Source organism: Cyclobacterium sp. 10D3-21 (assembly GCF_055809755.1).
Map to the genome: position 1 here is coordinate 6,939,960 of NZ_CM147924.1, position 25,226 is coordinate 6,965,185.

General features: G+C 36.7%; 19 protein-coding genes. 10 read left to right on the forward strand and 9 right to left on the reverse strand.

Going from position 1 to position 25,226, the window contains the following annotated elements; genetic code table 11:
* The first annotated feature begins 47 nt into the window (after nucleotides 1-47).
* Genes AC0L7T_RS27150 through AC0L7T_RS27165 form a run of 4 tightly spaced genes read left to right on the forward strand, consistent with a single transcriptional unit; the run spans nucleotide 48 to nucleotide 3,936 of the window.
* Nucleotides 48-1,346 (forward strand): DUF2851 family protein, encoded by a 1,299-nt coding sequence (locus AC0L7T_RS27150; RefSeq protein WP_473339885.1) that lies wholly within the window; start codon nucleotides 48-50, stop codon nucleotides 1,344-1,346.
* A gap of 59 nt (nucleotides 1,347-1,405) precedes the next feature.
* Nucleotides 1,406-2,044 carry an acetyltransferase gene (locus AC0L7T_RS27155; RefSeq protein ID WP_473339887.1) on the forward strand — a complete coding sequence of 213 codons (639 nt, stop codon included), beginning with the start codon at nucleotides 1,406-1,408 and terminating at the stop codon, nucleotides 2,042-2,044.
* 52 nt (nucleotides 2,045-2,096) lie between these two features.
* Entirely contained in the window at nucleotides 2,097-3,083 is a 987-nt protein-coding gene (trhO, locus tag AC0L7T_RS27160; protein ID WP_473339888.1) for an oxygen-dependent tRNA uridine(34) hydroxylase TrhO, read from the forward strand.
* Nucleotides 3,064-3,936 (forward strand): nucleoside phosphorylase, encoded by an 873-nt coding sequence (locus AC0L7T_RS27165; RefSeq protein ID WP_473339890.1) that lies wholly within the window; start codon nucleotides 3,064-3,066, stop codon nucleotides 3,934-3,936. Before trhO ends, AC0L7T_RS27165 begins: the two co-directional genes overlap by 20 nt.
* Before the next feature lie 97 nt (nucleotides 3,937-4,033).
* Here AC0L7T_RS27165 and AC0L7T_RS27170 read toward each other — a convergent pair whose 3' ends face one another.
* The gene (locus tag AC0L7T_RS27170; protein WP_473339892.1) at nucleotides 4,034-5,923 is read right to left on the reverse strand and encodes an ABC-F family ATP-binding cassette domain-containing protein; all 1,890 of its coding nucleotides are present in this window, start codon (nucleotides 5,921-5,923) and stop codon (nucleotides 4,034-4,036) included.
* A 655-nt stretch (nucleotides 5,924-6,578) separates the two neighbouring features.
* Between AC0L7T_RS27170 and AC0L7T_RS27175 the strand changes: the two genes are divergently transcribed.
* Nucleotides 6,579-7,757 (forward strand): 6-bladed beta-propeller, encoded by a 1,179-nt coding sequence (locus AC0L7T_RS27175; RefSeq protein WP_473339893.1) that lies wholly within the window; start codon nucleotides 6,579-6,581, stop codon nucleotides 7,755-7,757.
* A 192-nt stretch (nucleotides 7,758-7,949) separates the two neighbouring features.
* Here AC0L7T_RS27175 and AC0L7T_RS27180 read toward each other — a convergent pair whose 3' ends face one another.
* Both AC0L7T_RS27180 and AC0L7T_RS27185 read right to left on the reverse strand, forming a co-directional pair.
* A complete protein-coding gene (locus AC0L7T_RS27180) occupies nucleotides 7,950-8,261 on the reverse strand; it encodes a hypothetical protein (RefSeq protein WP_473339894.1) in 312 nt (103 codons plus the stop codon).
* A 134-nt stretch (nucleotides 8,262-8,395) separates the two neighbouring features.
* Nucleotides 8,396-8,587: a hypothetical protein gene (locus tag AC0L7T_RS27185; RefSeq protein WP_020892637.1), complete on the reverse strand. Its 192-nt coding sequence runs from the start codon at nucleotides 8,585-8,587 to the stop codon at nucleotides 8,396-8,398.
* Between the two features lie 139 nt (nucleotides 8,588-8,726).
* Here AC0L7T_RS27185 and AC0L7T_RS27190 point away from each other — a divergent pair, with 139 nt between their 5' ends.
* The 5 genes from AC0L7T_RS27190 to AC0L7T_RS27210 all read left to right on the forward strand — a co-directional run bounded on the left by AC0L7T_RS27190 (nucleotide 8,727) and on the right by AC0L7T_RS27210 (nucleotide 14,390).
* On the forward strand, nucleotides 8,727-10,172 hold the full coding sequence (locus tag AC0L7T_RS27190; RefSeq protein ID WP_473339896.1) for a BatD family protein: 1,446 nt from the start codon (nucleotides 8,727-8,729) through the stop codon (nucleotides 10,170-10,172).
* Between the two features lie 3 nt (nucleotides 10,173-10,175).
* Nucleotides 10,176-11,252: a chorismate synthase gene (aroC, locus tag AC0L7T_RS27195; RefSeq protein ID WP_473339897.1), complete on the forward strand. Its 1,077-nt coding sequence runs from the start codon at nucleotides 10,176-10,178 to the stop codon at nucleotides 11,250-11,252.
* Nucleotides 11,253-11,273: 21 nt separating this feature from the next.
* Complete coding sequence (locus AC0L7T_RS27200) at nucleotides 11,274-12,599, forward strand: dicarboxylate/amino acid:cation symporter (protein ID WP_473339899.1); 1,326 nt, start codon at nucleotides 11,274-11,276, stop codon at nucleotides 12,597-12,599.
* Between the two features lie 102 nt (nucleotides 12,600-12,701).
* Complete coding sequence (locus AC0L7T_RS27205; protein WP_473339901.1) at nucleotides 12,702-13,283, forward strand: NifU family protein; 582 nt, start codon at nucleotides 12,702-12,704, stop codon at nucleotides 13,281-13,283.
* Between the two features lie 39 nt (nucleotides 13,284-13,322).
* Nucleotides 13,323-14,390, forward strand: a complete 1,068-nt coding sequence (locus AC0L7T_RS27210; protein ID WP_473339902.1) for a DUF3810 domain-containing protein — start codon at nucleotides 13,323-13,325, stop codon at nucleotides 14,388-14,390.
* A gap of 165 nt (nucleotides 14,391-14,555) precedes the next feature.
* Here AC0L7T_RS27210 and AC0L7T_RS27215 read toward each other — a convergent pair whose 3' ends face one another.
* The 6 genes from AC0L7T_RS27215 to ade all read right to left on the reverse strand — a co-directional run bounded on the left by AC0L7T_RS27215 (nucleotide 14,556) and on the right by ade (nucleotide 25,183).
* Entirely contained in the window at nucleotides 14,556-15,749 is a 1,194-nt protein-coding gene (locus AC0L7T_RS27215; RefSeq protein WP_473339904.1) for a sensor histidine kinase, read from the reverse strand.
* Between the two features lie 664 nt (nucleotides 15,750-16,413).
* Nucleotides 16,414-17,607: a sensor histidine kinase gene (locus tag AC0L7T_RS27220; RefSeq protein ID WP_473339905.1), complete on the reverse strand. Its 1,194-nt coding sequence runs from the start codon at nucleotides 17,605-17,607 to the stop codon at nucleotides 16,414-16,416.
* Nucleotides 17,608-18,538: 931 nt separating this feature from the next.
* The gene (locus AC0L7T_RS27225) at nucleotides 18,539-19,858 is read right to left on the reverse strand and encodes a sensor histidine kinase (protein ID WP_473339906.1); all 1,320 of its coding nucleotides are present in this window, start codon (nucleotides 19,856-19,858) and stop codon (nucleotides 18,539-18,541) included.
* 442 nt (nucleotides 19,859-20,300) lie between these two features.
* The gene (locus AC0L7T_RS27230) at nucleotides 20,301-21,224 is read right to left on the reverse strand and encodes a sensor histidine kinase (RefSeq protein ID WP_473339908.1); all 924 of its coding nucleotides are present in this window, start codon (nucleotides 21,222-21,224) and stop codon (nucleotides 20,301-20,303) included.
* A 970-nt stretch (nucleotides 21,225-22,194) separates the two neighbouring features.
* Nucleotides 22,195-23,475: a sensor histidine kinase gene (locus AC0L7T_RS27235; RefSeq protein ID WP_473339909.1), complete on the reverse strand. Its 1,281-nt coding sequence runs from the start codon at nucleotides 23,473-23,475 to the stop codon at nucleotides 22,195-22,197.
* A 73-nt stretch (nucleotides 23,476-23,548) separates the two neighbouring features.
* On the reverse strand, nucleotides 23,549-25,183 hold the full coding sequence (ade, locus tag AC0L7T_RS27240; protein WP_473339910.1) for an adenine deaminase: 1,635 nt from the start codon (nucleotides 25,181-25,183) through the stop codon (nucleotides 23,549-23,551).
* Nucleotides 25,184-25,226: the final 43 nt, after the last annotated feature.

Here is a 25,226-nt window from a genome sequence, read left to right on the forward strand (position 1 = left end):
TTCTTTTAATTTTAGGTAATTTCATGAGGCAATCATGAAATTGGCCTATGTTTCGTTTTCAGGAAGATTTTCTTCAGCTAATTTGGAAGTACCAGTATTTTGATAAAAATGCACTGGAAACTGAGGGTGGAGTACCATTGTTCATTCATAAAATCGGTTTCCACAACCATCATGAAGGGCCTGATTTTAAAGAGGCTGAAATATCCCTTTCTGGCATCAGACATTTTGGTCATATCGAAATTCACCTACGCACTTCTGATTGGAAATCCCATCATCACCAGACAGACCATGCCTACAATGCGGTGGTCCTACATGTGGTCTGGCAACATGACGTGGAAGTAAAAAGAAAAGACGGCACACTTATTCCTACATTGGTCCTTGATGGTAAGGTGCCATTGGATGTAATCAGAAATTACCAAAAACTTCAAAGTTCCCCGAAAAAACTACTTTGCACTGATAGCCTTCCTTCCACTCCTGAAATTTTAAAATTCTCCATGTTAGAAAAAGCGCTTGTGGAGCGACTTCAGGAAAAGAGTGACCGAGTTTTAACATTGCTGAAAGAAAATGAAAATGATTGGGAAGAAACAGCCTATCAATGGTTGTTTTATTCTTTCGGTTTTAAAACCAATAGCCTCCCAATGCTTAAACTAGCTCAAAGCCTTCCCTACAAGTTGATAAAAAAGAATGCTGGGAATTTAATGCAGATAGAAGCAATGCTTTTTGGTCAGGCGGGAATGTTTACCAACACTTTAGATTTAAACCCAGGCTATGAAAAAAATCTCAAATACGAATATGCTTATTTGGCTAAGAAATACACCCTAAAAAATAGCCTTTTCCCTTCAGAGTGGAAGTTTATGAAGGTCAGGCCCAGCAATTTCCCCTCTTTTAGACTTGCCCAGATTGCCAACCTGCTCAACAAGAGTCCGCACCTTTTTGATTCGGTGTTACATGAATTGGACAGTAGTAGCTCTTTTGAACGGATGTTTGACCTATCAGTCAGTGATTACTGGAAAAAGCATTATCACTTTGGAAAACCAAACCTTCGGGCAACAAAAGGGACATTGTCCAGCGGTGTTATGAATCTCCTGGCAATTAACTTTATAGTGCCCTTGTGGTACGCTTATGGAAGGTATACTGACCTTTCGGTTTGGCAGGAGAAATGCTTTAATCTTCTTCAGGAAATCCCTGCAGAGAAAAATAGCCTGATAAGTATCTACCAGGAAGTAGACTGGTCAGCAGCCAATGCGTATGACAGTCAGGGCATGTTGGGTCTTTACCATGAATATTGTAACAAGCGGATGTGTTTGCAATGTAAAATCGGTCAAAACTTACTTAGACCAAATTGAAAATGATATTTTGCATAGGTTGGTAATTTCCGTAATTTTGTCTTTAGAAAAACATAATTATGGAAAAACCAATTATTATCTTTGGCGCCAAAGGAATTGCCCATCCTGCATTAGAAATATTCAATAGTCACGATGTTGTGGTCTATGGATTTTTGGATGATGATGCGACCCTGCACCAAAAAGAAATTAACAACATTTCCATTCTGGGAAAACTTGAAGACGACGGATTTTTAAAACTTATTGGAAGTAAGTGTGATGCATTTGTAGCCGTAGATGATCCAAAGTACAGAGAAGCCTTGGTGAAATTACTGAATAAAAGAAGAAAGGTACAGCCAGTAAATGCCTTACACAGATTGTCTTATATCTCTACTGATGCAGGTATTGGCCATGGAAACTTTATCAATGCAAAAGTTACAATTGGAGCTGGTGCTGAAATCGGAAACCATTGTATATTGCATACCAATGCAACGATAGAACATCAAGCTACACTTGGAGATTTTGTGCAAGTAGGTGCAGGAGCGGTAATTAATTCCAATGTATCTATTGAAAATGGTGTTTTCATAGGCTCAGGAGTTACTGTAGTTTCAGGAGTTAAAATTGGAAAAAATGCAAGAATTGGTGCAGGCTCAGTGGTCATTGCTGATGTGGAAGCCAACCAAACGGTATTTGGCAACCCTGCACAAGTCATAAAGAAATAGTTTTATATATTTATTTTACAAATAACACCCTGCTTGAAACAGGGCTTAAGTTATGGATTACAACATATTATTGTATTACTGCTATGCCCAGATCGAGGATCTGGAAGCATACCGAGAAGAACACCACCTCTTTTGCGTTGAAAACAATATCAGAGGACGCATTATTATTTCTTCGGAAGGCCTAAATGGAACTGTTTCAGGATTGAAAGAAGACAGTGAAAAATACATGGCTTATGTCAAGTCAGATCCCAGATTTGCTGACACTGAATTCAAAATCGACCAACATCCCGAACATGCTTTTGCTAAAATCAATGTCAGGGCAAAGGAAGAGATTGTACACTCTGGTCTGAGGCATCTTAATCCTCGCGAAAACACAGGGAAACACCTGGAACCTGAGGAATTTAAGGCCCTAAAAGACCAAGAGGACGTAGTGATTTTGGATGTACGCTCCAACTATGAACATGAGTTGGGTCATTTTAAGAATGCGCTACGATTGGATATCGATAATTTTAGAGATTTTCCAGAGAAGGTAAAAGAGCTAGAACATCTCAAAAACAAAAAAATCCTTACCTATTGCACGGGAGGAATTAAATGTGAAAAAGCATCTGCCTTCTTACTGGAGCAGGGTTTTGAGGATGTCTACCAGCTTCATGGAGGGATCATAAAATATGGTTTTGATGCAGGTGGAGAAGATTTTGAAGGTAAATGCTACGTTTTTGACAACCGCTTGGCTGTAGACGTAAACAAGGTAAACCCCAAAACAGTATCCAAGTGCTTTGTTTGCGACACCCTATCTGACCGAATGGTCAATTGTGCTAATCCCGAGTGCAATGCTCACGTGGCCATATGTGAGTCCTGTGGTTGGGAAATGGAAGGTGCCTGCTCTGAAAGCTGCAAAACTGCTCCTCAGAAGAGGCCTTATAATGGTACTGGTTATTACCAGAAAAATACCAATGGTTACAATCCGTATAAGGGCCTTTACCAAAAGCCCAATGCTGACAAAATAAAAACCACCCTACATGTCCAATCCGATACCTGAATCGGAACTAATCATCAATCCTGATGGCAGTATTTACCACCTAAAGCTCAAGCCTGGGCAAGTGGCTGATACTGTCATTACGGTTGGAGACCCTAATCGGGTGGGAAAGATTTCGGCTCGCTTCGATAGCATAGAGCTAGAGGTTGAGCATAGGGAGTTTGTTACCCATACAGGCTTGTACCAAGGCAAAAGAATCAGTGTCATCAGTACCGGCATGGGTACAGACAACGTGGAGATTTTTATGACTGAGCTGGATGCTTTGTTCAATGTGGATTTCAACACCCGCAAACCAAAATCCAGCCATAAACGACTCAATATAATCCGAATAGGTACCTCTGGAAGCATGCAAAGCAGTCTACCTGAAGGCAGTTTGCTTGCTTCTTCTATGGCTGTAGGCTTGGATACTCTGATGGCCTTTTATACCATCCCTCAAACTACGCTCGAAAGTCAAATTGCCAATCATGTTCAAAAATGTCTGGCCTTGCCTTTTTTGCCATACTGTGTGGCTGGTTCAGCAAAATTATTGGCAAAAATTGGAGAAGGTATTCCTTCTGGCATTACGGTTACTTGCCCAGGGTTTTTCGGACCACAAGGAAGAGAAGTGAGGTTAAAACCTCGTATACCGCAAATTTTTAGTTTACTCGGCACAAATTCTTATCAGGGATTGGCCTTTACAAATTTTGAAATGGAAACAGCTGGCTACTACGCCATGGGGAAAATGTTAGGACATGATGTCCTTAGTATGAACGCCATCGTAGCCAACCGAATCTCAGGAAAGTTCGCCAGCTCGCCTCATCTGATCATTGACAAATTGATTAACAAGGTTCTGGAAAAAATAAGCACTAATTCCTAAACCTTGGTATTTTCTTACGGGTTTTAATTTGTATTTATAGAAAATAAAATGCTCCCCAAAATAGAATATGTCATTCTTTTTTGGGGAGCCTAATTGATTAAGAAATACCGTCAAGCTCACTTAATTCGAGCCATCTCATTTCCAATTCTTCTATTTTTTTGTCTAGACCTTCTATTTCTAGGGACCATTTCAACAATTCTTCGTGGTCCTCTGTTCCTTTATTGATCTTTTGGATAAAAATGTCTTTTTTACCGATCAATTCTTCCAAGCTAGCTGAAATCGTTTCGAATTCCTGCTTCTCCTTAAAAGTAGCTTTGTCTGTGTTTTTATCTGCTGCTTTGGTAGCAGCGACTGGTTTCTTTTCGGCAACTTGCTTAGGCGCTTGCGCTTTGTCTGATTTCTCTTTTTCTCTAAGGTCAGTGTAGTTGCCAGGGAAGTCACTGATCTGCCCTTCTCCTTCAAAAACAAACAGGTGGTCAACCAACCTGTCCATGAAGTACCTATCATGCGAAACAATCACCAAACATCCTGGAAAGGCATCCAAAAACTCCTCAAGTGTATTGAGCGTCACAATGTCCAAATCATTGGTTGGCTCATCGAGAATCAGAAAATTGGGGCTTTTAACCAGTATCATAAGCAACTGAAGTCGCCTTCTTTCTCCCCCACTCAATTTGGCAATTGGGGTATGCTGTTGCTTAGGTAAGAAACCAAACTGCGTCAAAAACTGACTAACCGTGATCGTAGCTCCACCGGCCACAGTAACCACTTCAGCTACTTCCTTCACAATATCGATAAGCCGCATGGTCTCATCAAAACTATCTTCTTCTTGCTTATAATAGCCAAAGGCGGTGGTTTGCCCAATAGTAACAGCACCTTTGTCAGGAGCATTTTTACCAATAAGCATATTCAAAAAAGTCGTTTTCCCGGCACCATTAGGACCAACAATTCCTACTTTGTCTCCTTTTTTGAAAGTATAGCTGAAATCATCAACCAAATTTAGGTCTCCGTATGATTTATGGATTTTTTCTATTTCTACAATTTTCTTCCCTAGCCTTTGCGCCGTTACTCCAAGGCTAATGTCTCTTTCTTCTGGTTTTTTAAAGGCCTTCTCCTTGGTATCGTTAAAGGCTTCTATTCTGGACTTTGATTTGGTCCCACGTGCCTTAGGTTGTCTTCTAATCCAGTCAAGCTCTTTCTTGTAAAGACTTTTGGCTTTCCCAAGCTCAGTAGCTTGATTGGCCTTTCTTTCTTCTTTCTTTTCCAGGAAATAACTGTAATTGCCTGCGTATCGGTACAATTCACCATTTTCCAATTCAAGAATATTGTTGGTTACTTTATCCAGAAAATACCTATCGTGAGTCACCATCAAAAGGGAAAGGTTTGCTTTGGACAGGTAATCTTCCAACCACTCAATGGTTTCTAAATCCAGGTGATTGGTAGGCTCATCCAGAAGAAGTAAATCAGGGAAATGTAGAATTGCACTGGCAATTGCTACTCGTTTTCTTTGCCCTCCACTGAGTGCCGTCACTTGAAGGGTGGTATCATGTAAGCCCAATCTTCCAAGTACTTCTTTGATCTGGTATTCAAAATCCCAGGCCTGCAGTCTGTCCATCTTCTCAAAGATGGGCTGCAAATCTTCGCTATTGTCAGTACCATCTTCAGCCACCAACATGGCTTCCTGGTACGCATGGATCACTTGAATGATTTCATTGTCAGGGTCATCAAAAATGGTTTCATAAATCGTCTTCCCACCTGTGAAAATAGGATTTTGGTTAACGTAAGCCATTTTTATCTCCTGGTTGATCACGACTTGCCCAGCATCTGCGATTTCTTCCCCCATAATGATTTTCATTAAGGTGGACTTTCCTGCCCCATTTATTCCTACTAAAGCTGTTTTCTGGCCTTGTTCAATCCCGAAGGAAATTTCTGAAAACAAGACTCTTTCTCCAAAGGACTTGCTAAGTGTATCTACTGAAAGGTAATTCATGGCACAAAATTACAACGGTATTTCGGATAATCCCGAATTATGACCTAGGTTTCGCAGTTCATTTTGAATTTATAAATATTTCCGACCTCCATTACATATAGTTTAAAGAACGGAGTTGGCAAGGAAAAATATACTGATGGCCAAACAATGGCTTCATAAAGGAGTAATATAGGATTCCTCCTAAATCAGAAAATTGGAATCGAATATCATTCGAAATTTTGAACAATCGTAGTAAGCAATTATTCTTTCGCGGTCAAGGTGTAGGAGACCAATGGGGAAATTTGATGTTTAGCAAAATGTAAAAAAAATAAAAAGCTGAATTTTAAAATTTATGATTAAAACTCTTTATCAACTAAAAGGTTATTATTTATAGTAAAATTAACGCATAATTAATATATTCACGAAGGTTTTTATCCTGAATCACACCTTGTTAGCGACAAGATCACTTAAAAACGTAGATATAGTTAGTCAAAGCTACTTTGATATTAGGAAATTATTTATGTGAAATGAGCCATTTAAAGCATGGCTGAAAATTAAGGCATTCAAAAAACATGGCAAGTTAGATTAAAAAACGCTGAAGGATTATTTAGGCAATTATTAAAATAAATATTTCAAAGAAACATAAACCTATAATACAAATTTTCCACACATAGACATGAAATTAATCCATGTTTTCTTAATACTTGGTTTGATCACTTTTTCCTGTAAGGAGAAAAATGAAATTCGTAATAAACAGGGAAAAATTACAAAAGCTCCAATAGAAATTAATGTTAGTAACCAAGAGACTGTTAAGAGCAATGTCCTTGATCAGGTAACGGATTTTGAATTTTTAGCTTTAAAAGGTATTCCACCTGATAAATCTATACTTAAAGTAAACAAAGTTGTTGAGTATGATGAAAAGCTGCTACTCCTAGATAAAAAAAGATCAAATTTACTTGTTTTTAGTTTAGATGGTGACTTTATAAAAAATATTGGTGAAAAAGGAGATGGACCAAATGAGTATACTTCAATAAATGATTTTTCCGTACATGAAAATAGGAATGAAATTATTATCATCGACCATAAAAGCATGCTTTTTTACAATTTAAATGGTGATTTTAAAAATAAAATTACTTTAGGTAATGACCTATACCTCAATACATTATCAATATTAGATGATGATCATATCGCATTTAATGTAAGAATGAATAGTAATGTACTTTATAATCTAATAATTACTGACATAAATGGAAATGTAAAGGAGAAAGCCGCAAAATTTCCTAAGGCAGGAAATTACATGAATTTTGAATTTACTGGGGGAATGAATGGGAACGGGTTGGACACCTATTATAGCGCTCCAACATCATCCTTAATTTATAAAATAAGCCCACCTGCTGATCTTTTGCCACTTTACAAATTAAATTTTGGAGCAAGTACATGGGCAGAAAGTGAAATATATAACCATCATGCGTTTGATAAAGAAATAATGAACCTTAAGGTATCCTATTTAAACAGTAATTATAAAATAATGTCTGATTGGTTCATATTTAGTTATACAGATAAAAACATGAATTTATACGGCTACTACAATATACCTAATCAACAGGTTTATACTTCAAATAATTCTAATAAATTTCAACATCTAATTCGTTTTTTGCTCCCTGTTCCTAGCGGAGTGGATAGCAACAATAGATTTATAAATTCCATTGAGTATGAAACGTTTTTAACATATAAAAAAAATGATGATTTGGCGCTTTTGAAGGATTTAAAAAGCTTTAATCTTGAATTATACAATGAATTGGAAAAAATGAACTATGATACCTCAATAATATTGACTTTTTATCACCTTAAGTGAGCAAAATTCAGGAGGTATCTCAAAGAGTAAATGCCTAGTATTGCATTGGCAAGCCAAACCCTGTTACAACACTTCAGTATTTCTAAAATTAAGAATCTGTGAAAATTTACTCAATGTTATATGCAAATCCACAGGTCAAGCCAAGACTAAGGACTTCAGTGTTTATAGCATATTAGGAATAAAATTTTGGTACTACCTTAGCATTTCGTTGATGGCATGCATCAAAGATTTGACTCCTTGCTTAAAATGAGCGATGGAATCATCCAGAAAAGGTTTGGCTGTACTGGACTTGCTTTGGTATTTATCCTCAAATTTTGCTTTCTTTTCCTTAAATTCTTTTTCTAATTTTTCTTTGTTCTGGCGAAGGTCTTTGATTTTCTTTTCAATTTCCTCACTTGCCTCCCCTGTTGCTTTGGTTCCTTTTTGGATTAAAGTTTCAATTTTGCTCCCAACTTCCTGAAGCATTTTTTCAATTTCATCAAATCCTGTGTTCTTTTTTTCCATTGCTTAACAAAGTTTAACTTTTTAAAAGTAAGTAAAAAAATGTATAAAACACCTAAAAATAAGTGTTGTATATAGGAATAGTCCTCTCACTCATAAAAAAAGCCCCAATATCAAGTGGGGCTAAAGTAGTTGGACTAACCTGCCAATAAGATAAAGTATTTATTCAATATTGGCTCATATACTTTTGAAAAAGTGCCGTAACACCACTTTCTGAATTCTTCCAGCTCCCCAGGAACCAGCATATTCAGACCTTTTCTTAACTCTTTCTCGAAGAGTTTGCCGTCAAAACTTACCTTTAATAAAATAGTCTTAACATATTCCATCATGGTTTGAGATATTTTAATTTAGGTTTTTGATTAAAAAGATTGTTTTAAATACTACTAACGGTTTTGGATTAGATTTGTTACGTATAAAATATACTTGTTTATTTGCAGTTATTAAATTACAAAAACACAATCGTTTTATATGTCTTTAACGAAAAACCATTTTCTTTTTGTATGCCTGTTGGGTCTTTTTTCATTATCCGCTCATGCTCAGGATGTCAAAATCGAATTGGGCGAAAATGAAGTCGCACTCAATGAAACTTTCACAATAAAGGTGATCGTGTCCGGGGATAAAATCAGATCCTATGACCAATTACCGGATATTCCCGGGTTTCAAAAGCAAGGTATTTCCCAAAGCTCATCGATGAATATCATTAATGGACAGATGAGTAGTACAAACAGTATCATTCAGTATTATAAACCTCTAAGAAAGGGGCAGTTTACCCTTCAAGGATTTAAAATAGCTGTAAATGGTATTTCGACTTCTTCCTCAGGAACATCCATTACAGTAGTAGATGCCCGAACCAGTGCACAAAGCAATCGCGCCCTGGATCCTTTTGACGACCTTTTTGGAAGAACCACTCCAGACCAACCTGAGTATGTTGAGGTGGAGGACGATGCCTTTTTCTCACTTTCGGTTAGCAAAGATGAGGTTTATGTAGGTGAAGGTTTCAGCGTAAGTTTTGCCTTCTACATGTCTGAAAGTAATCAAGCACCTTTTAATTTTCACGAACCCGGCAAACAACTTGAAAGGATCATCAATGAAATTAAACCAGGAAATGCCTGGGAAGAAAATTTTAATATCACAAGCATCCAACCTGAAAGGGTAGAGTTCGGAGGTAAGAAATGGACAAAATACAAGGTTTATGAAGCCAATTTTTATCCTTTCAATGCCGGTACGGTAGATTTCCCTTCTGTAGGATGGGAAATGATAAAATACAAGGTGGCCAAAAACCCTAGTTTCTTTGGGAGCAACAGGTTGCAGGATTTTAAAACTTTCTATTCCCAACCAAAATCCATAAAAGTAAAAGAACTTCCTCCACACCCGCTAAAAAATGAAGTAAGTGTGGGAAATTACAGGCTTAGAGAGAACTTTAGTGACTTGGATGTCAAAACTGGAGAAGGCTTTACCTACGATTTCATCATCACCGGTGAAGGCAATATTAGTTCGATACATCCTCCTAAAGTTAACAAAGGACAAAAGCTAAATACATTTGATCCCAATGAGCAAGTCCAAATCAATAGGGGAAGAGGCAAGGTTACAGGAATGAAGGAATTCAGCTATTTTATCACTTTAAATGAAGCAGAAGTGGTGCCTTTAAAAGACCATTTTGAATGGATCTATTTTAATCCGGAATTGGCCCAATATGACACCCTCTTACCAAAGTCGGTTGTAAGGGTTACCGGGGAGAGTAGAATAAATCAAGCCATTTCTTCTTCCAGGCTTGGTGGATTATATGACCTCATAGAAGTAGAAGACAATAAACTTTTAAACCAAGGATATAAGTCTTATTTTTCCAGTCTGATTAATATTTTGCTGTTACTGGCATTGATATTATTGGCCTATTTGATTGTTAAGAAAAAATAATACATGCGTAATACATTCGGAAACATATTCACAATTACCACATTCGGAGAATCCCATGGCAAAGGACTCGGAGTGATTATAGATGGCTGCCCAGCCGGTATTAAGATCGATGAGGATTTTATCAAGTTGGAATTGCAGCGGAGAAAACCAGGCCAATCCAAAATAACTACCCAAAGAAAGGAAGAAGACGATTTTGAAATTCTTTCTGGGGTTTTTGAAGGGCAAAGTACGGGTACTCCTATCGCCATGGTCATCTATAACACTGACCAGAAAAGCAAAGACTATTCACATATTGCAGAAAAATTCAGGCCATCCCACGCCGATTATACTTACCACGAAAAATTTGGTGTAAGGGATTACAGAGGTGGAGGAAGAAGTAGCGCCAGAGAAACTGCTGCCAGAGTAGCTGCAGGAGCGGTTGCCAAGCTTATGCTTGCCACTTATGGCGTTGAAATCAATGCCTATGTAAGCCAGGCCGGTGCTGTGCGTCTTGAAAAACCATACCAGGAATTAGATTTTAGCCTTACAGAATCAAATATCGTCCGGTGCCCAGATCAGGAGACTGCGGATAAAATGATTCAAGTGATCGACCAGACAAGAAAAGAAAAAGACACCATAGGTGGCGTAGTAAGTTGCGTAGCAAAGGGCGTTCCCGTTGGTTTAGGCGAGCCTGTTTTTGACAGGCTTCATGCTGTTCTGGGCCATGCCATGCTAAGCATCAATGCCGTCAAAGGATTTGAGTTTGGAAGTGGTTTTGAAGGAGTAACCATGAAAGGTTCTCAGCACAATGATGCCTTTTATAAAGAAGGGGACAGGGTTAGAACCAGAACCAATCATTCTGGAGGAATCCAGGGGGGTATCTCAAATGGTGAAGACATTTATTTTAAAGTAGCCTTCAAACCTGTGGCTACAATTATGCAGGATCAAGAGAGTGTAAATTCAAAAGGAGAATCTGCTACTGTTTCTGGCAAAGGGCGTCATGACCCATGTGTGGTTCCTAGAGCTGTACCAATAGTAGAAGCCATGTGTGCTTTGGTTTTGGCAGATTATCTCCTACTCAACAGGTCCAGCAAAATTTAATTTTCGCTAGCTCCATTATTTATGAAAAGAAAAATTCCTCTACACACTCAAATCATTATAGGACTGGTTTTGGGATTGGCTGTTGGCCTTGGGGTAGTGAAGTTTGGGCTTTCACCAGACTTCATCAATGATTATGTCAAACCAATAGGAACTGTTTTTATCACTGCGCTTAAAATGATCGCAGTGCCACTAGTTTTGGCCTCCTTGATCGTAGGTGTTTCAAATTTGGGAGACATCTCCAAACTGAGTAGAATAGGCGGAAAGACCATATTGATTTATGTATGTACAACTGCCCTTTCGGTATCGGTTGGTTTGATATTGGTTAATATTTTCAATCCTGGAAAAAGCCTTCCTTCCGATACCAGAGATAAGTTGATGGCATTGTATGATGAAACAGCCGGCAGCAAATCACAGGAAGCGGAGCAACTTCAAGAACAAAGCCCTTTGCAACCATTGGTAGATATGGTGCCTGAAAATATCTTTCAAGCAGCGGCAGCCAATGAAATGATGTTACAGGTGGTGTTTTTTGCCATTATTATGGGGATTGCATTGATTCGAATTCCAAAAGCCAAATCTGCACCAGTAATTGCTTTTTTTGAAGGTATAAATGATGTAATTATCGAAATAGTAGGATTTATCATGATTCTAGCGCCCTATGGGGTGTTTGCATTGATGGCTTCACTAATCGTAGACATAACAGGGGACAATCCGGATTCGGCAGTTGAATTGTTATTGGCATTATTGAAATACAGTCTTGTAGTGATCGGAGGATTGCTTTTAATGGTCGTCTTCTTTTATCCGATGATACTGAAGATCTTCACCAAGGTCAAATACATGGATTTCTTTAAAGCACTACGCCCAGCACAATTATTGGCTTTTACAACTAGCTCAAGCTCCGCTACCTTGCCTGTAACGATGAAGCAAGTTGAGGAAGAATTAGGAGTCTCAGAGGAAATCAGTAGTTTTGTCCTTCCATTGGGAGCCACCATCAATATGGATGGTACAAGTTTGTATCAAGGGGTGGCAGCAGTTTTTATCGCACAAGCCATGGGTTTTGACCTTTCCTTAAGCCAACAACTAATGATTGTAATGACGGCTACACTGGCATCAATTGGCACCGCTGGAGTGCCGGGTGCTGGCATTATTATGTTGATCATTGTTTTGGAATCCATCGGTGTACCTTCTGCGGGAATTGCGTTGATCCTGGCTCCTGATAGAATATTGGACATGTTTAGGACCATAGTAAATGTAACAGGGGATGCGATGGTATGCACGGTAGTAGCTTCCACAGAAGGTGAATTACCAGAAGGTTTAATAAGGAAATCAAACCCCTTGACCAATACCTGAAATATAATTCTATGTGAATTGGCAAGGGATCGAACCAAGATGTATCCGCTTTCGTTCTAAAAGTATCAAAGGGAAAAATTTAAGAATTATAATCATAAAATAATGCTAGAAGCACAAAAAAAACCTGTACACATGTACATGGAGGCCAATCCAAATCCAAATTCCTTAAAATTTGTAGCCAATTTTATGTTGGCAGATGATGGGGTCAGTTTTGATTTTCCTGACGAGCAAAGTGCTACCAATTCTCCTCTTGCATTAGAATTATTTAATTTTGCTGCTGTGGAAAGAGTTTTCATTTCCTCCAATTTTGTTACGGTTACCAAAAAGGCAGACATCCCTTGGGAAGATATTCAAGAACATATCAGAAACCAGATCAAAAGCTATTTGGAAACGGGTAAGCAAGCAATAACGACTCAATTTGAAAGTGACCCGCTTTTTGACGAAACCGACAGTGAGGTTGTCAAAAAAATTAAAGGCATTTTGGATGAGTACATTCGTCCTGCTGTAGAACAAGACGGAGGTGCGATTGTCTTCCATAGCTTTCAAGAGGGAGTAGTCAAGGTATTATTGCAAGGTTCATGCTCTGGATGCCCATCAAGTACCATTACCCTAAAAGCTGGCATTGAAAATTTATTGACCAGAATGTTACCTGAAGTTAAAAGTGTGGAAGCCGAAGGGGTTTAACCTTTCGTGGCTGTAGATTATAATACACTTAGGTAGGTTATGGGGTTTAGCAAGTGGGTAGGTGGTTGCTTGGGATTGTTTGCAATAATAGTAAGATTCTTAGCAGCACAGTCTCCTCAACTGACAGAAAAATGGTATTCGGTTACCTTATATCCGATTATCAGAGGACTGTTTGACTACACTTTTGTTCTTTTGCCTTTCCCGAGCTTTTACCTTTTGTTGTTGCTCTTGCTATTCCTTGGGTATCGCTTAATCCGAGGCCTGAAACAATATAAAAGCAGAAAGCAAAAACTATTGTTTTTGCCCAGGGTTCTGATTAATTTTTCTGGCTGGGTGATTTTTTTATTCTTAATGCTTTGGGGGTATAATTATTATCGTATTCCTCTTTACCAACATCTCAATCTAAATCCGGAACCTTTACCATTGGGCCTTTTGGTTGAAGATATGGAGGCTACTCAAAATGCACTGGTTTCCCTACGAAAAGGGCTTCAGAATGACACAACTTCGCTACCCGTTGCACCAGAATTCACCTATCAAAAATGCTTGGTTCGAGGTGAAATGAAAGGGTTGTTAAAAAAAAGGAATATTGGCTGGAAAGGAGCTCCTATGGTAAAGCAATTTCACCCCGAAGGTACGCTCAGAAAACTAGGCATTTTCGGCATTTATTTCCCTTTTACAGGCGAGGCATACCTTGACCCCAGCCTTCACCCATTAGAAAAAAGTTTTACCATGGCCCATGAATTGGCCCATGGTTTCGGTATTACGAATGAAGGGGAAGCCAATTTTATGGCTTGGTTGATTTGTTCGGAAAGTGCAGAACCATTTATTCGATATTCAGCTACAATGAAATTATTTCGGTATCAGCTCAATGATCTTTATAGAATGGATGAGGGAGTTTACTCCAATTTTGTAGCCAATATCCCAGCGCTAATCAAAAGAGATATAAGAGAAATTCAGGCAAGCAATAGTGCCATTATTCCCTATTCCATTGAACTTAGTAGGAAATCCAATGACTTGTTTTTAAAATCTCAGGGTGTGAAGGAAGGCGTAAAAAGCTACGCTCAACTACCTATGCTCGTTCATGCATGGGAAGCTAAAAAAGATTAGGCTGATTTCACATATGTGACTGCCACACCTTCTATCGCTCGAGTAGCATCAAAAAGAGTTCACGGTGACGATTTAGCCTGTTTTAAGGCGATTTTACCTCAAATCAGTTTAATGATTGCATATTATGCGATTGAATTGGTTCTGACCACAATCCAAGAGGTAAAGCTATTTATTTATCCCCGTTGGAATAACGAGCTTAAAGCTTGAGCCAAAGCCCTCTGTACTTTCCACATTTAATTGACCATTAAGTCTATGTGCACTTTGAAAACACAGGTGAAGTCCCATTCCTGTTCCCTTTTCTTGTTCTGTTCCGTAGGTAGATTTTATATCTTGCTCATAAATGTTTCTCAATCGATCCGGAGATATTCCAATTCCATTGTCCGTTATTTCAAGGATTAACAGTTCATCTATACAATTAATGTCTACAGTAACAAGCCCACCTGTAGGGGTGAATTTGATTGCGTTTTGAACAAGGTTCCTAAAAATAAGTAGCAGCCTATCTGTTTCAATATAAACCATAGGGTTTTTATGGTAATTGACCTCAAGTTGAATTCTTTTTTGTTTGGCAATTACGATCAATATTTCTATTGTGTTTTCAATGAGCCCTTTTACGAAAGTCTTTTTCACTCGCATGGAAACATTTTTCAATTCAAAAGAGGACCATTCCAGAATATTCTCCAACATTTGGTAGGTTCTGTTGGTAGTTTTCAACAATTCCTGACGAAGGTATTTAGCATCCTCATCTGAAATATCCTCCGAATCTATTAACTCAAGTGTTTGTATAATGGATTGAAGAGGGTTCTTCAGATCATGGGATATGATGGTAATAATTTTGTCTTTTTTATCACTTGTTTGTTTCAAGCTTTTATTTACATTAGTCAACTCAATCTTTTGTTTTTTTACCCGGCTTTTTTGAATGCCATAAAAACGTTTCAAACTAGCAACCAATATTGATGCTCCGATAATGCAGGCTGTATAAGTTAAGAATTGATCAATAAAAACATCTTCTTTATTGTCGTAGTTAATCGGCACCCAATCTTCGTGATAAAGGTCTATATAATACAGGCCTAGAAAAAACAACACATTCAAGATGCCCCAGTATAAATAATACTTGACCTTAACAATGCAGATTATAATTAAATGGACAAGTATGAAAACATAAAAAGTAGGACCATCAATACCGTCATTGTATAAAAAATTATATGCTAAAATAGGGTAAGTGGTAAGGCTTGCCAAATAAAACGCTGTCTTATAGGCTTTTTTTACCCTTAATAAATACAAATAGAACGCTAAGGCTATCGAAACGTATAAACATAGCCCAAACAACACATAATTGGTTAGAAAAAGATTCAAGGCCATCAGGAAAAAGTTGAATATAAAAATTATAATCAACGTGGCATTAAAAATCTGAATTTCCATGGATGGGTTACCCTCCCAGTAGAACAAATTCTTACTTAATTTTATAATTTTCTTCCAAGAACCTACTTTCAAAACCTGCTATTATTTAAAACAATACAACCTATTGAAAAACTTGTATATATGTAAATGACGCCCATCAAATATTCCTTTTTCACCTGATTTGGGCATTAATTATACTTAAAATTTAAAAGGTTGACTGTTATAAATCCCCAAACACTTTCCCCTCAAATTAATCATTTTCAATATAATCTTTAGTCTCCAAAAAACCATCAGTATTTCTCATTTTTCCCTATTATGGAAATGCTACATTGAATTGCCCTATTGGCTAATAGCAAACCAGCGACGACAGCCTTGGATAAAAATTTCCGCTGCTATAAAGTTGATTTTCATTCGCTTTCATTAATTTTTTTTCTAAAAAGGTAGTTTTATGCTGAGAATTTAAGAATAGAAGTAATGGTGTTAAATAAGATTTATAATTACCAGTGAAAAACAAAAAACTGAAATATACGGTGTGAAAAAGGCCTAAAAATTAATGTCATGGTACAAATGCTAAAGTATGTCCCAAATTTACAAAAAACCATTCCATATGGAGCAATCATTTTCCTCAAATGGAGGCAAATTTATTAAGACCATCGGGAATGATGAGTTTAAACCTCGAACCTACACCCTCAGTGCTTTTAACTTCTAAAGTTCCACTAAGTTTATGTGCACTCTGATTGCATAAATGGAGTCCCATGCCGGTACCCTTTTCTTGTTCCGTTCCATAGGTAGATTTAATATCTTGATCAAAAATACGTTTCAACCTATCTGGGGAAATGCCTATTCCATTGTCTGACACCTCAAGTATAACGAAATCATCTTCGCTATTAATTGTGATTTTAATTAATCCATCTGCAGGAGTAAATTTAATTGCATTTTGTACTAAATTTCTAAAAATAAGCAATAACCTGTCTGTTTCTATATTAACCAACGGGTTTTTAAGGTAATTGACTTCAATGGTTATCTTTTTCTGTTTGGCAATTACTTTCAAAATTTCTACCGTGTCGTCGATAAGGTCTTTAATCAGGATTTTTTTTGTTTGAGAAGCTTCATTTTTCAGTTCAAAAGAGGACCATTCCAAAATATTTTCCATCATTTGAAAAGTTCTATTGGTCGTATTAATCAATTCTTCATGCAGGAACTTGACTTCTTCTGGGGTTAGCTCTCCGGTATTTACCAACTCCAACGTTTGAATAATCGATTGTAAGGGGTTTTTTAGATCATGTGAAATAATGGTAATGATCCTGTCCTTTTGAGCACTTGTCTTTCGCAAACTACTGTTGGTCTGGACCAAAGCAATCGTCTGTTCTTTCACTTTATTTCTTTGATTTTCATAAAATCGCCTTACACTATTTATCAATAAGGTAAAGCCTATTATGGCTACAATGTAGGTAAAAGCATGGTCAGCAAAATTGGCATCTTTGCTCGTGTAATTATGTGATATCAATTCTTCATGATAAAGACCAATATAATAAAGACCTAAAAAAAACAATGCATTTAACACACTCCAAAAATAATGATACTTTAATCTAACGATACTGTGGACGATTAAATGGACAAGTAATAACATATAAAATGTTGGCCCATAAATGCCTGCATGGTTTAAAAAACTATAGGCAAAAGCAGGATAACTAATTGTAATGGCCAGAATAAAGGATATTTTATAGGCATTTTTTACCCTTAATAAATAAAAACATCCTACGAGAAATAAGGCAGCACCTAAGCTCGCCCAAACCAATATAAAGTTGGATAAAACCAAGTTTAAAACAACGAATATTAGGCAACTGAAAATTGTGATTACCAGAAGAGCATTATAAATCTGTACTTCCATGGAAGGGTTTCCCTCCCAGTAGAACAAACTCTTACTTAATTTTCTAATTTTCGTCCAATAGCGCTCTATCAAAATATATTATTAAGTATTTACCTTTACACAAGAAAAAATAATTTGAAGAATATATAAAACTCCCCATTCATTAAACATTATCGCTTAAGTAGAGATGGGAAATAACCAACAATGCCATAAAATGTAAGGTCCTAAAGGGCACTAGTATTAAGCACTCCAGCTCCGTTGCTTTTTTATCAACTTCAATATAATCTCTTCCAAGGGAAAATCCATTAAAATCGTTCATTAATACGTTATTAAGTGAATATTTGAGGCCAATCGCATCATATAATAGCAATGATTAACCTTCACTGTTTTGAATTACTAACTTTTACGGATGTAGAGCAATATATCATTTACTAGAGTTCTGAAGTATTTTTCAGGTGAGCAAGCATCTCTTAACAGACATGGAAAAATTAAACCCCGGATTCGAGGATATAGAAAAATAAATAGTCTGGTATCTGACATATGTTGAGATTTTGTAAGCCTTGTTGCATACAATAAAACTACAATCCGAAAAAATCATTTAATGTGCAATTACAGAACCACAGGCATCACCCGTGGCCACAAAAATTTCACTCCATTTGATTTTCTGGAATTTATAGAAATTAATATTAAATTATAAAGAGTTAGATGGAATGATACGCTAGGGTTTACCCTACTCCATTAAAAGTCATTCATTCTCAAAGAAATCAAGCTGTTTTAAAATTGGCTAAGCACTGACGCCACTATGTTTAAGTTAAAATCACCGACCATTGATTTTCATGCGATTTCAGCATGTTGTATCTTTTTTAATGGATACTTCAGGTCAAACAATTCCTGTTGGAATGATAAGTTTGAAACTTGAACCTACTCCCTCTTTACTTTTCACACTCAATTGCCCACTAAGCTTATGCGCACTTTGGAAACATAGGTGAAGTCCCATTCCTGTTCCTTTCTCTTGTTCTGTTCCATAGGTGGATTTTATATCTTGCTCAAAAATAGTTTTTAATCGATCAGAAGAGATTCCAATCCCTGTGTCCGTTATTTCAAGTATTAGCTGTTCTTCCTTGCAATTAATATCAACGGTAACTTGTCCACCTATGGGGGTAAATTTGATCGCATTCTGAATAAGGTTCCTGAAAATAAGTAGTAGCCTATCTGTTTCAATATAAACCATAGGATTTTTGTGGTAAATGACCTTCAGTTGAATGTTTTTTTGTTTGGCAATCACCCTCAATATTTCCACGGTATCATCTAAGAGGTCTTTTACCAACATCTTTTTTTCTCGCCCAGCCGCATTTTTTATTTCAAAAGACGACCACTCCAAAATATTCTCCATCATTTGGTAGGTCCTATTCGTGGTTTCTAACAATTCCTGACGAAGATATTTCGCCTCCTCATCTGAAAGTTCGCCAGAATTTATTAGCTCAAGGGTCTGTATGATCGATTGAAGTGGGTTTTTTAGATCATGGGATATAATCGTGATTATTTTGTCCTTTTTGTTACTGGTTTGGCTCAAGCTTTTGTTTACTTTAATTAGTGCTATCGTTTGTTGCTTCACCTTGTCTTTTTGAATGGCATAAAATCGCTTTATGCTATTTATCAAAATGGAAATTCCAACAAGGGAAACCCCATAGGTAAGGCTCTGATCTAAAAAGATTGCTTCATTGCTTGGATTGTTTTCTGGTATCAATTCCTCGTGATAAAGACCAATATAGAAAAGAACTAGAAAAAACGACATATTAATTACAGTCCACAGCAAATGGACTTTCACATTTAAAATGCTAAGGAAAATTAAATGAACCACTAAAAACATATAAAAATTAGGTCCATGAATGCCCTCATTATTAAAAAATGCATACGCTAAAAGTGGATAGCTACTTATACTTGAAAGATAAAATGCCAATAAATAAGCATTCTTCACCCTTAACAAATAAAAACAAAATGCAAGAATAAAAATTGCTGTAATACTTGACCATACCAGTTCATAGTTGCCTAAAATCAGATTTAAAATGCTAAAAACAATGCAGATAAAAATAACAATTACCAGCAACGCATTGTAAATCTGAACTTCCATAGATGGATTACCATCCCAGTAGAACAAATTCTTACTTAGCTTTTTAATTTTTACCCAATAATTCAACATAAAAATAAGTTGTTAACTAAATCCCTTTACTTTAGCTGAATACTTCTGTAAACGTAATAGACTTCCCCATCAATTGACATTAACCACTTCAGTTAGTGCCGGGGAATAACCAGTAATACTATAAAAATTAAAGACCAAAGCGGTAATCGTAAGCTGAAGCTAGCCCATTAGCCACGCCGTAAATTTTAATATAACCTTTAGCCTTCGGAAAACCATCAATATTGTCCTTTATTCCACCCTTATATAATCTTACGATTAAATTAATCAATTAGCAAGCATCGGACAAACATCCACTGCCTCAGAAGATTATGCTTGCTGCTGTGAGGAAGGCTTTCATTGGTATTAATATTTGAGAGACTAATCAAGCAAATGAGGTATCCTTGTAAAGATGCACAGCTGGAATTAATAAGTGCAATGCTCTTTTAAACTCCAGGGAGCACATTCATGAAATAGGTTTTGTTATACCTGTCGGAATGACGAGTTTAAATTTTGACCCTACTCCCTCTGTACTTTCAACATCCAAAGTTCCGTTGAGCTTATGGGCACTTTGAAAACACAGGTGAAGCCCCATTCCTGTTCCTTTCTCTTGCTCTGTTCCGTAGGTAGATTTTATATCTTGCTCAAAAATAGTTTTTAATCTATCAGAAGATATTCCAATCCCAGTATCCTTTATTTCAAGTATTAGCTCTTCTTCCTTACAATCAATATTTACGGTAACTTGTCCACCTGAGGAAGTGAATTTGATCGCATTCTGAACAAGATTCCTAAAAATAAGCAATAAGCGGTCTGTTTCTATATTAACCAATGGGTTCATTTTGTAATTGACCTTTATGGAAATCTCTTTCTGTTTGGCAATTACCTTTAAAATTTCTAAAGTGTCGTCTATCAGGTCTTTTATCAGGATTTTTTTTATCTGAGAAGCTTCATTTTTCAATTCAAAAGAAGACCATTCCAAAATATTCTCCATCATTTGAAAAGTTCTGTTGGTTGTATTTAACAATTCTTCATTAAGAAATTTGACTTCTTCTGTGGTAAGCGCTCCGGAATTTACCAACTCTAAGGTTTGAATAATCGATTGCAAGGGATTTTTAAGATCATGTGAAATTATGGTAATGATTCTATCCTTTTGAGCACTGGTCTTTTTCAAGCTACTGTTGGTCTGAATTAAAGAAACTGTTTGTTCCTTTACCTTATTTCTTTGATTATCATAAAATCTTTTTAAACTATTCATCAATACTGAAATCCCGATAAGGGAGACCCCATAGTTAATGCCATGGTCTAAAAAAATCGATTCGTTGGTAGAATAGTTTTCTACTATCCATTCCTCATGGTAAAGACCAATGTAGAAAAGGCCTAAAAAAATCAAAAAATTTATTATCGTCCATATATAATGAAACTTTACTTTTAAAATACTTAGAAGAATTATATGAACCATTAAGAACGCATAGAAGATAGGCCCATTAATGCCATTATTATTTAAAAATCCATACACTAATAGTGGGTAGCAACTAAAACTTGCCAGGTAAAATGACGTTCGATAGGCATTTTTTACTCTTAATAAATACAAACATCCTGCAAGACAAAACCCAGGTATTATGGTAGCCCATAAAAGTAAATAGTTGGCTAAAAAAATGAATAAAATAGATAATACAAGACTGTTTAAAATAACAATTACCAACAGGGCATTAAAAATCTGTACCTCCATTGAAGGGTTTCCCTCCCAATAGAACAAATGCCTACTTCGCTCTTTTATTTTGCTCCAATTATTCACTATCAGGGTATATTATTAAATAGCTTTCACTCATTTTTCATGAAAACTTGTGACCTTAAACAACTTCCCATCTAATCAGTCTCACTAAAAGGTAGTGGCGAGGAATAACCAAATATGCCATAAAAATTAAGAATTGAACGGTAATTATTGTGATCCACTCAGACCCTAAGCCATTTTACCACTTCAATTTAACTTTTAACCATTGCAAAACAATAAGGAATGGTCATTATTCCGATTACATTTAATTTTAATTGGAAATAATCATCGTGGGTAACAAAAGTATCCCATCCTCTGATTTCGACGACCAATATATTCCTATGTGGGGGATTTTCATTGCTTTAGTTTTGTGGCATTTACCATGAGGGCAAGCATCTTAGAACTACACAGTGCGAAAATGATCGTCTATTCGAAGAAAACGACAGTGTGGTTATCATAAACAATAAGCCTGAAAATAAGCGATACCTATTCAATGGCATATTCTAGCAAATAGGATAGCGACATTGATCCTATTCAGCTGAAATAAGTCAAATATGAATGAACTGTACCAAAAATCTTAAAAGAAAACTTATTTATTAATTCCAGTAGGAATGACGAGTTTAAAACTTGAGCCAACGCCTTCTGTGCTATTTACTTTTAACTCACCATTTAACTTGTGTGCACTTTGAAAACACAAGTGAAGCCCCATACCAGTACCTTTCTCCAGTTCTGTTCCGTAGGTAGATTTTATATCTTGCTCAAAAATGTTTTTTAATCGATCTGGCGATATACCAATTCCATTGTCCGTTATTTCGAGTATAAACTGTTCATTTAAACAATTAAGATCGATAATGACAAGTCCTCCTGAGGGGGTGAATTTGATTGCGTTCTGTACAAGGTTTCTAAAAATAAGTAACAGCCGATCTGTTTCAAGAAAAACCATAGGGTTTTTCTGGTAATTGACCTGAAGTTCAATGCTTTTTTGTTTCGCAATCACCTTCAATATATCTACAGTATCTTCAACGAGTTCTTTTATCTGAATCTTTTTTTCTCGCCCAGCCACATTTTTAATTTCGAAAGACGACCATTCCAAAATATTTTCCATCATTTGGTAGGTCCTGTTGGTGGTTTTTAACAGTTCCATGCGCAGGTATTTATTTTCCTCTTCTGTGAGGTCTCCCGAATCCATTAACTCTAAAGTTTGAATGATAGATTGAAGAGGATTTTTAAGATCATGGGAAATAATTGTGATGATATTGTCTTTCTGCGCACTTGTTTTTTTAAGGCTACGATTTATCTGGGTCAATTCAATAGTCTTTTCTTTTACTTTATTCTTTTCCACCGCATAAAATCGCTTTATGCTATTTATCAATATAGAAATCCCAAGAAGTGAGACCAAATAAGTAAGGCCATGGTCTAAAAAAATAGCCTCTTTGCTCGCATAATTTTTCGGAATCCATTCTTCATGGTAAAGACCTATGTAGAAAAGACCAATAAAAAACAACATGTTTATGGAAGTCCAAATATAATGAAACTTCAATTTTAAAATGCTGAGGATAATTAAATGAACCAGTAAAAACATATAAAAATTAGGTCCATTGATGCCATCATTGTAAAAAAAAGCATAGGATAAAAGAGGATAGCTCCCCACACTTGAGAGGTAGAATGCCAATTTATAAGCATTTTTGACTCTTAATAAATAAAAACAAATTGACAGTAAAATTACCGCTATCGAACTTGACCAAACCAATGCATAATTGCCTAAAAATAGGTTTGAGACAGTAAAGACAATGCCGATGAAAAAAATAATTACCAAAAGCGCATTATAAATCTGAACTTCCATAGATGGATTACCATCCCAGTAGAACAAATTCCTACTTTGCCTTTTAATTTTCACCCAATAATTCACTCTCAAAATAAGTTATTAAATAAATTCCGCTACCCTAACCAAAAACCTTTGTGAACGAAAACGACTCCCCATTAAATAATCCTTTATCACTTAATTTGAGCTGAGGAATTACCAATAAAGCCATAAAGCTTAAGGTCATATAGGGGGATTGCAGTGAACTACCCAGTCCTTTAGCCACCTTATCAATTTCAATATACTCTCTCGCCACCGAAAAACCATCTTCATTACTCATTAAGCCTCCGACAGGCAGTTTTAAGAGGCTATCCTTCTCAAGGCTAACAGCTGACAAGCCACCATTGCTTTTGATGATTAGGTTTGCAGCCCTTCCCATAAGCTCATCATTGGTACCAACTATGATAATATTGTGTGAATCATGCGCCACTGAAGAACCAATTGCGCCGTTTTTTAAACCAAAATTTTTCACCAAAGCAACTGCTGGCTTTATATTGGGTTGGTACCTGTTTATAACTGCAATTTTGAGGATATCATTTTCGATATCAGTGCTTACTTTACCATTGACTGAAGGCACTTCTGTTTGAATGCTTGTTGTGATCAATTGTGAATCATGAACTTGAATTACTTTTGCCATTCCCCCTTCATGGAGAAGTTCAAAATCCTCCGCTGTCACATAGGATGCATTAAAGTTATTGATGGGTGCACAGTTTACCGAAAGCATTTTTGTCTTTCCTTCCTTGGCCACCAACTCACCAGAGATATAAGTTTCAAACGCCTTGAAGTTTATCAAATCATCAACCAATATAAAATCGGCAGCATCATTGACTTTAAGTAAGCCTACATCCAGGCCATAATGACGTACCGGGGCAATACAGCAAGCCTGAAGCACATTAAAGAGGTCTTTACCTTTGCTTATGGCACGAGCCGCCAGTTGATTAATATGGCCATCCAATAAACTATCTGGATGTTTATCATCAGAGCAAAACATAATTTGATCAGGAAACTCATCAATCAAGTCTATTAGCGCATCAAAATTCTTGGCAGCACTTCCTTCTCTAATGATAATTTTCATTCCATGATTGGCCTTGTTACGGGCTTCTTCCAATGATACGCATTCATGGTCTGTAGAGATTCCTGCATCAATGTATTGGACTGCCTTTTCTCCTGAAAGCCCTGGTGCGTGCCCATCTACTGGTTTATTGAATCTTTTTGCCCATTCAATTTTTTTCTTTACCTCCTCGTCTCCAGCAAGCACTCCTGGCCAATTCATCATTTCAGCCAAATAATAAATGTCTTTTCTCCTCAGGAGCTTTTCCGTTTCTGAACTGTCAATATTAGCACCTGCGGTCTCAAATTGCGTAGCAGGAACACATGACGGAGCACCAAAGAAAAATTTAAATGGTGTTTGATTTCCATTCTCAATCATGAAGTTCACCCCTTCAAGCCCACAAACATTAGCGATTTCATGTGGGTCAGAAACAGTGGCAACTGTTCCGTGAAGGGAGGCAAGCCGAGCAAATTCTGAAGGTATAAGTAATGAGGATTCAATATGAACATGTGCATCTATAAAGCCCGGAAGAATAAATAAATCAGGCGCAGCACTTATTTCTGCAATACTTCTTATTTTACCTTTAGAAACCTGAATTTCAACAGGAACAATTTTCCGATTTTCTATGTCTACAAATTTCCCCTCAACTTTAAAAGTTATTGACATCCTTCCTAAAAGTTTAAATGACTATTACTTTTTCTGGGCAACA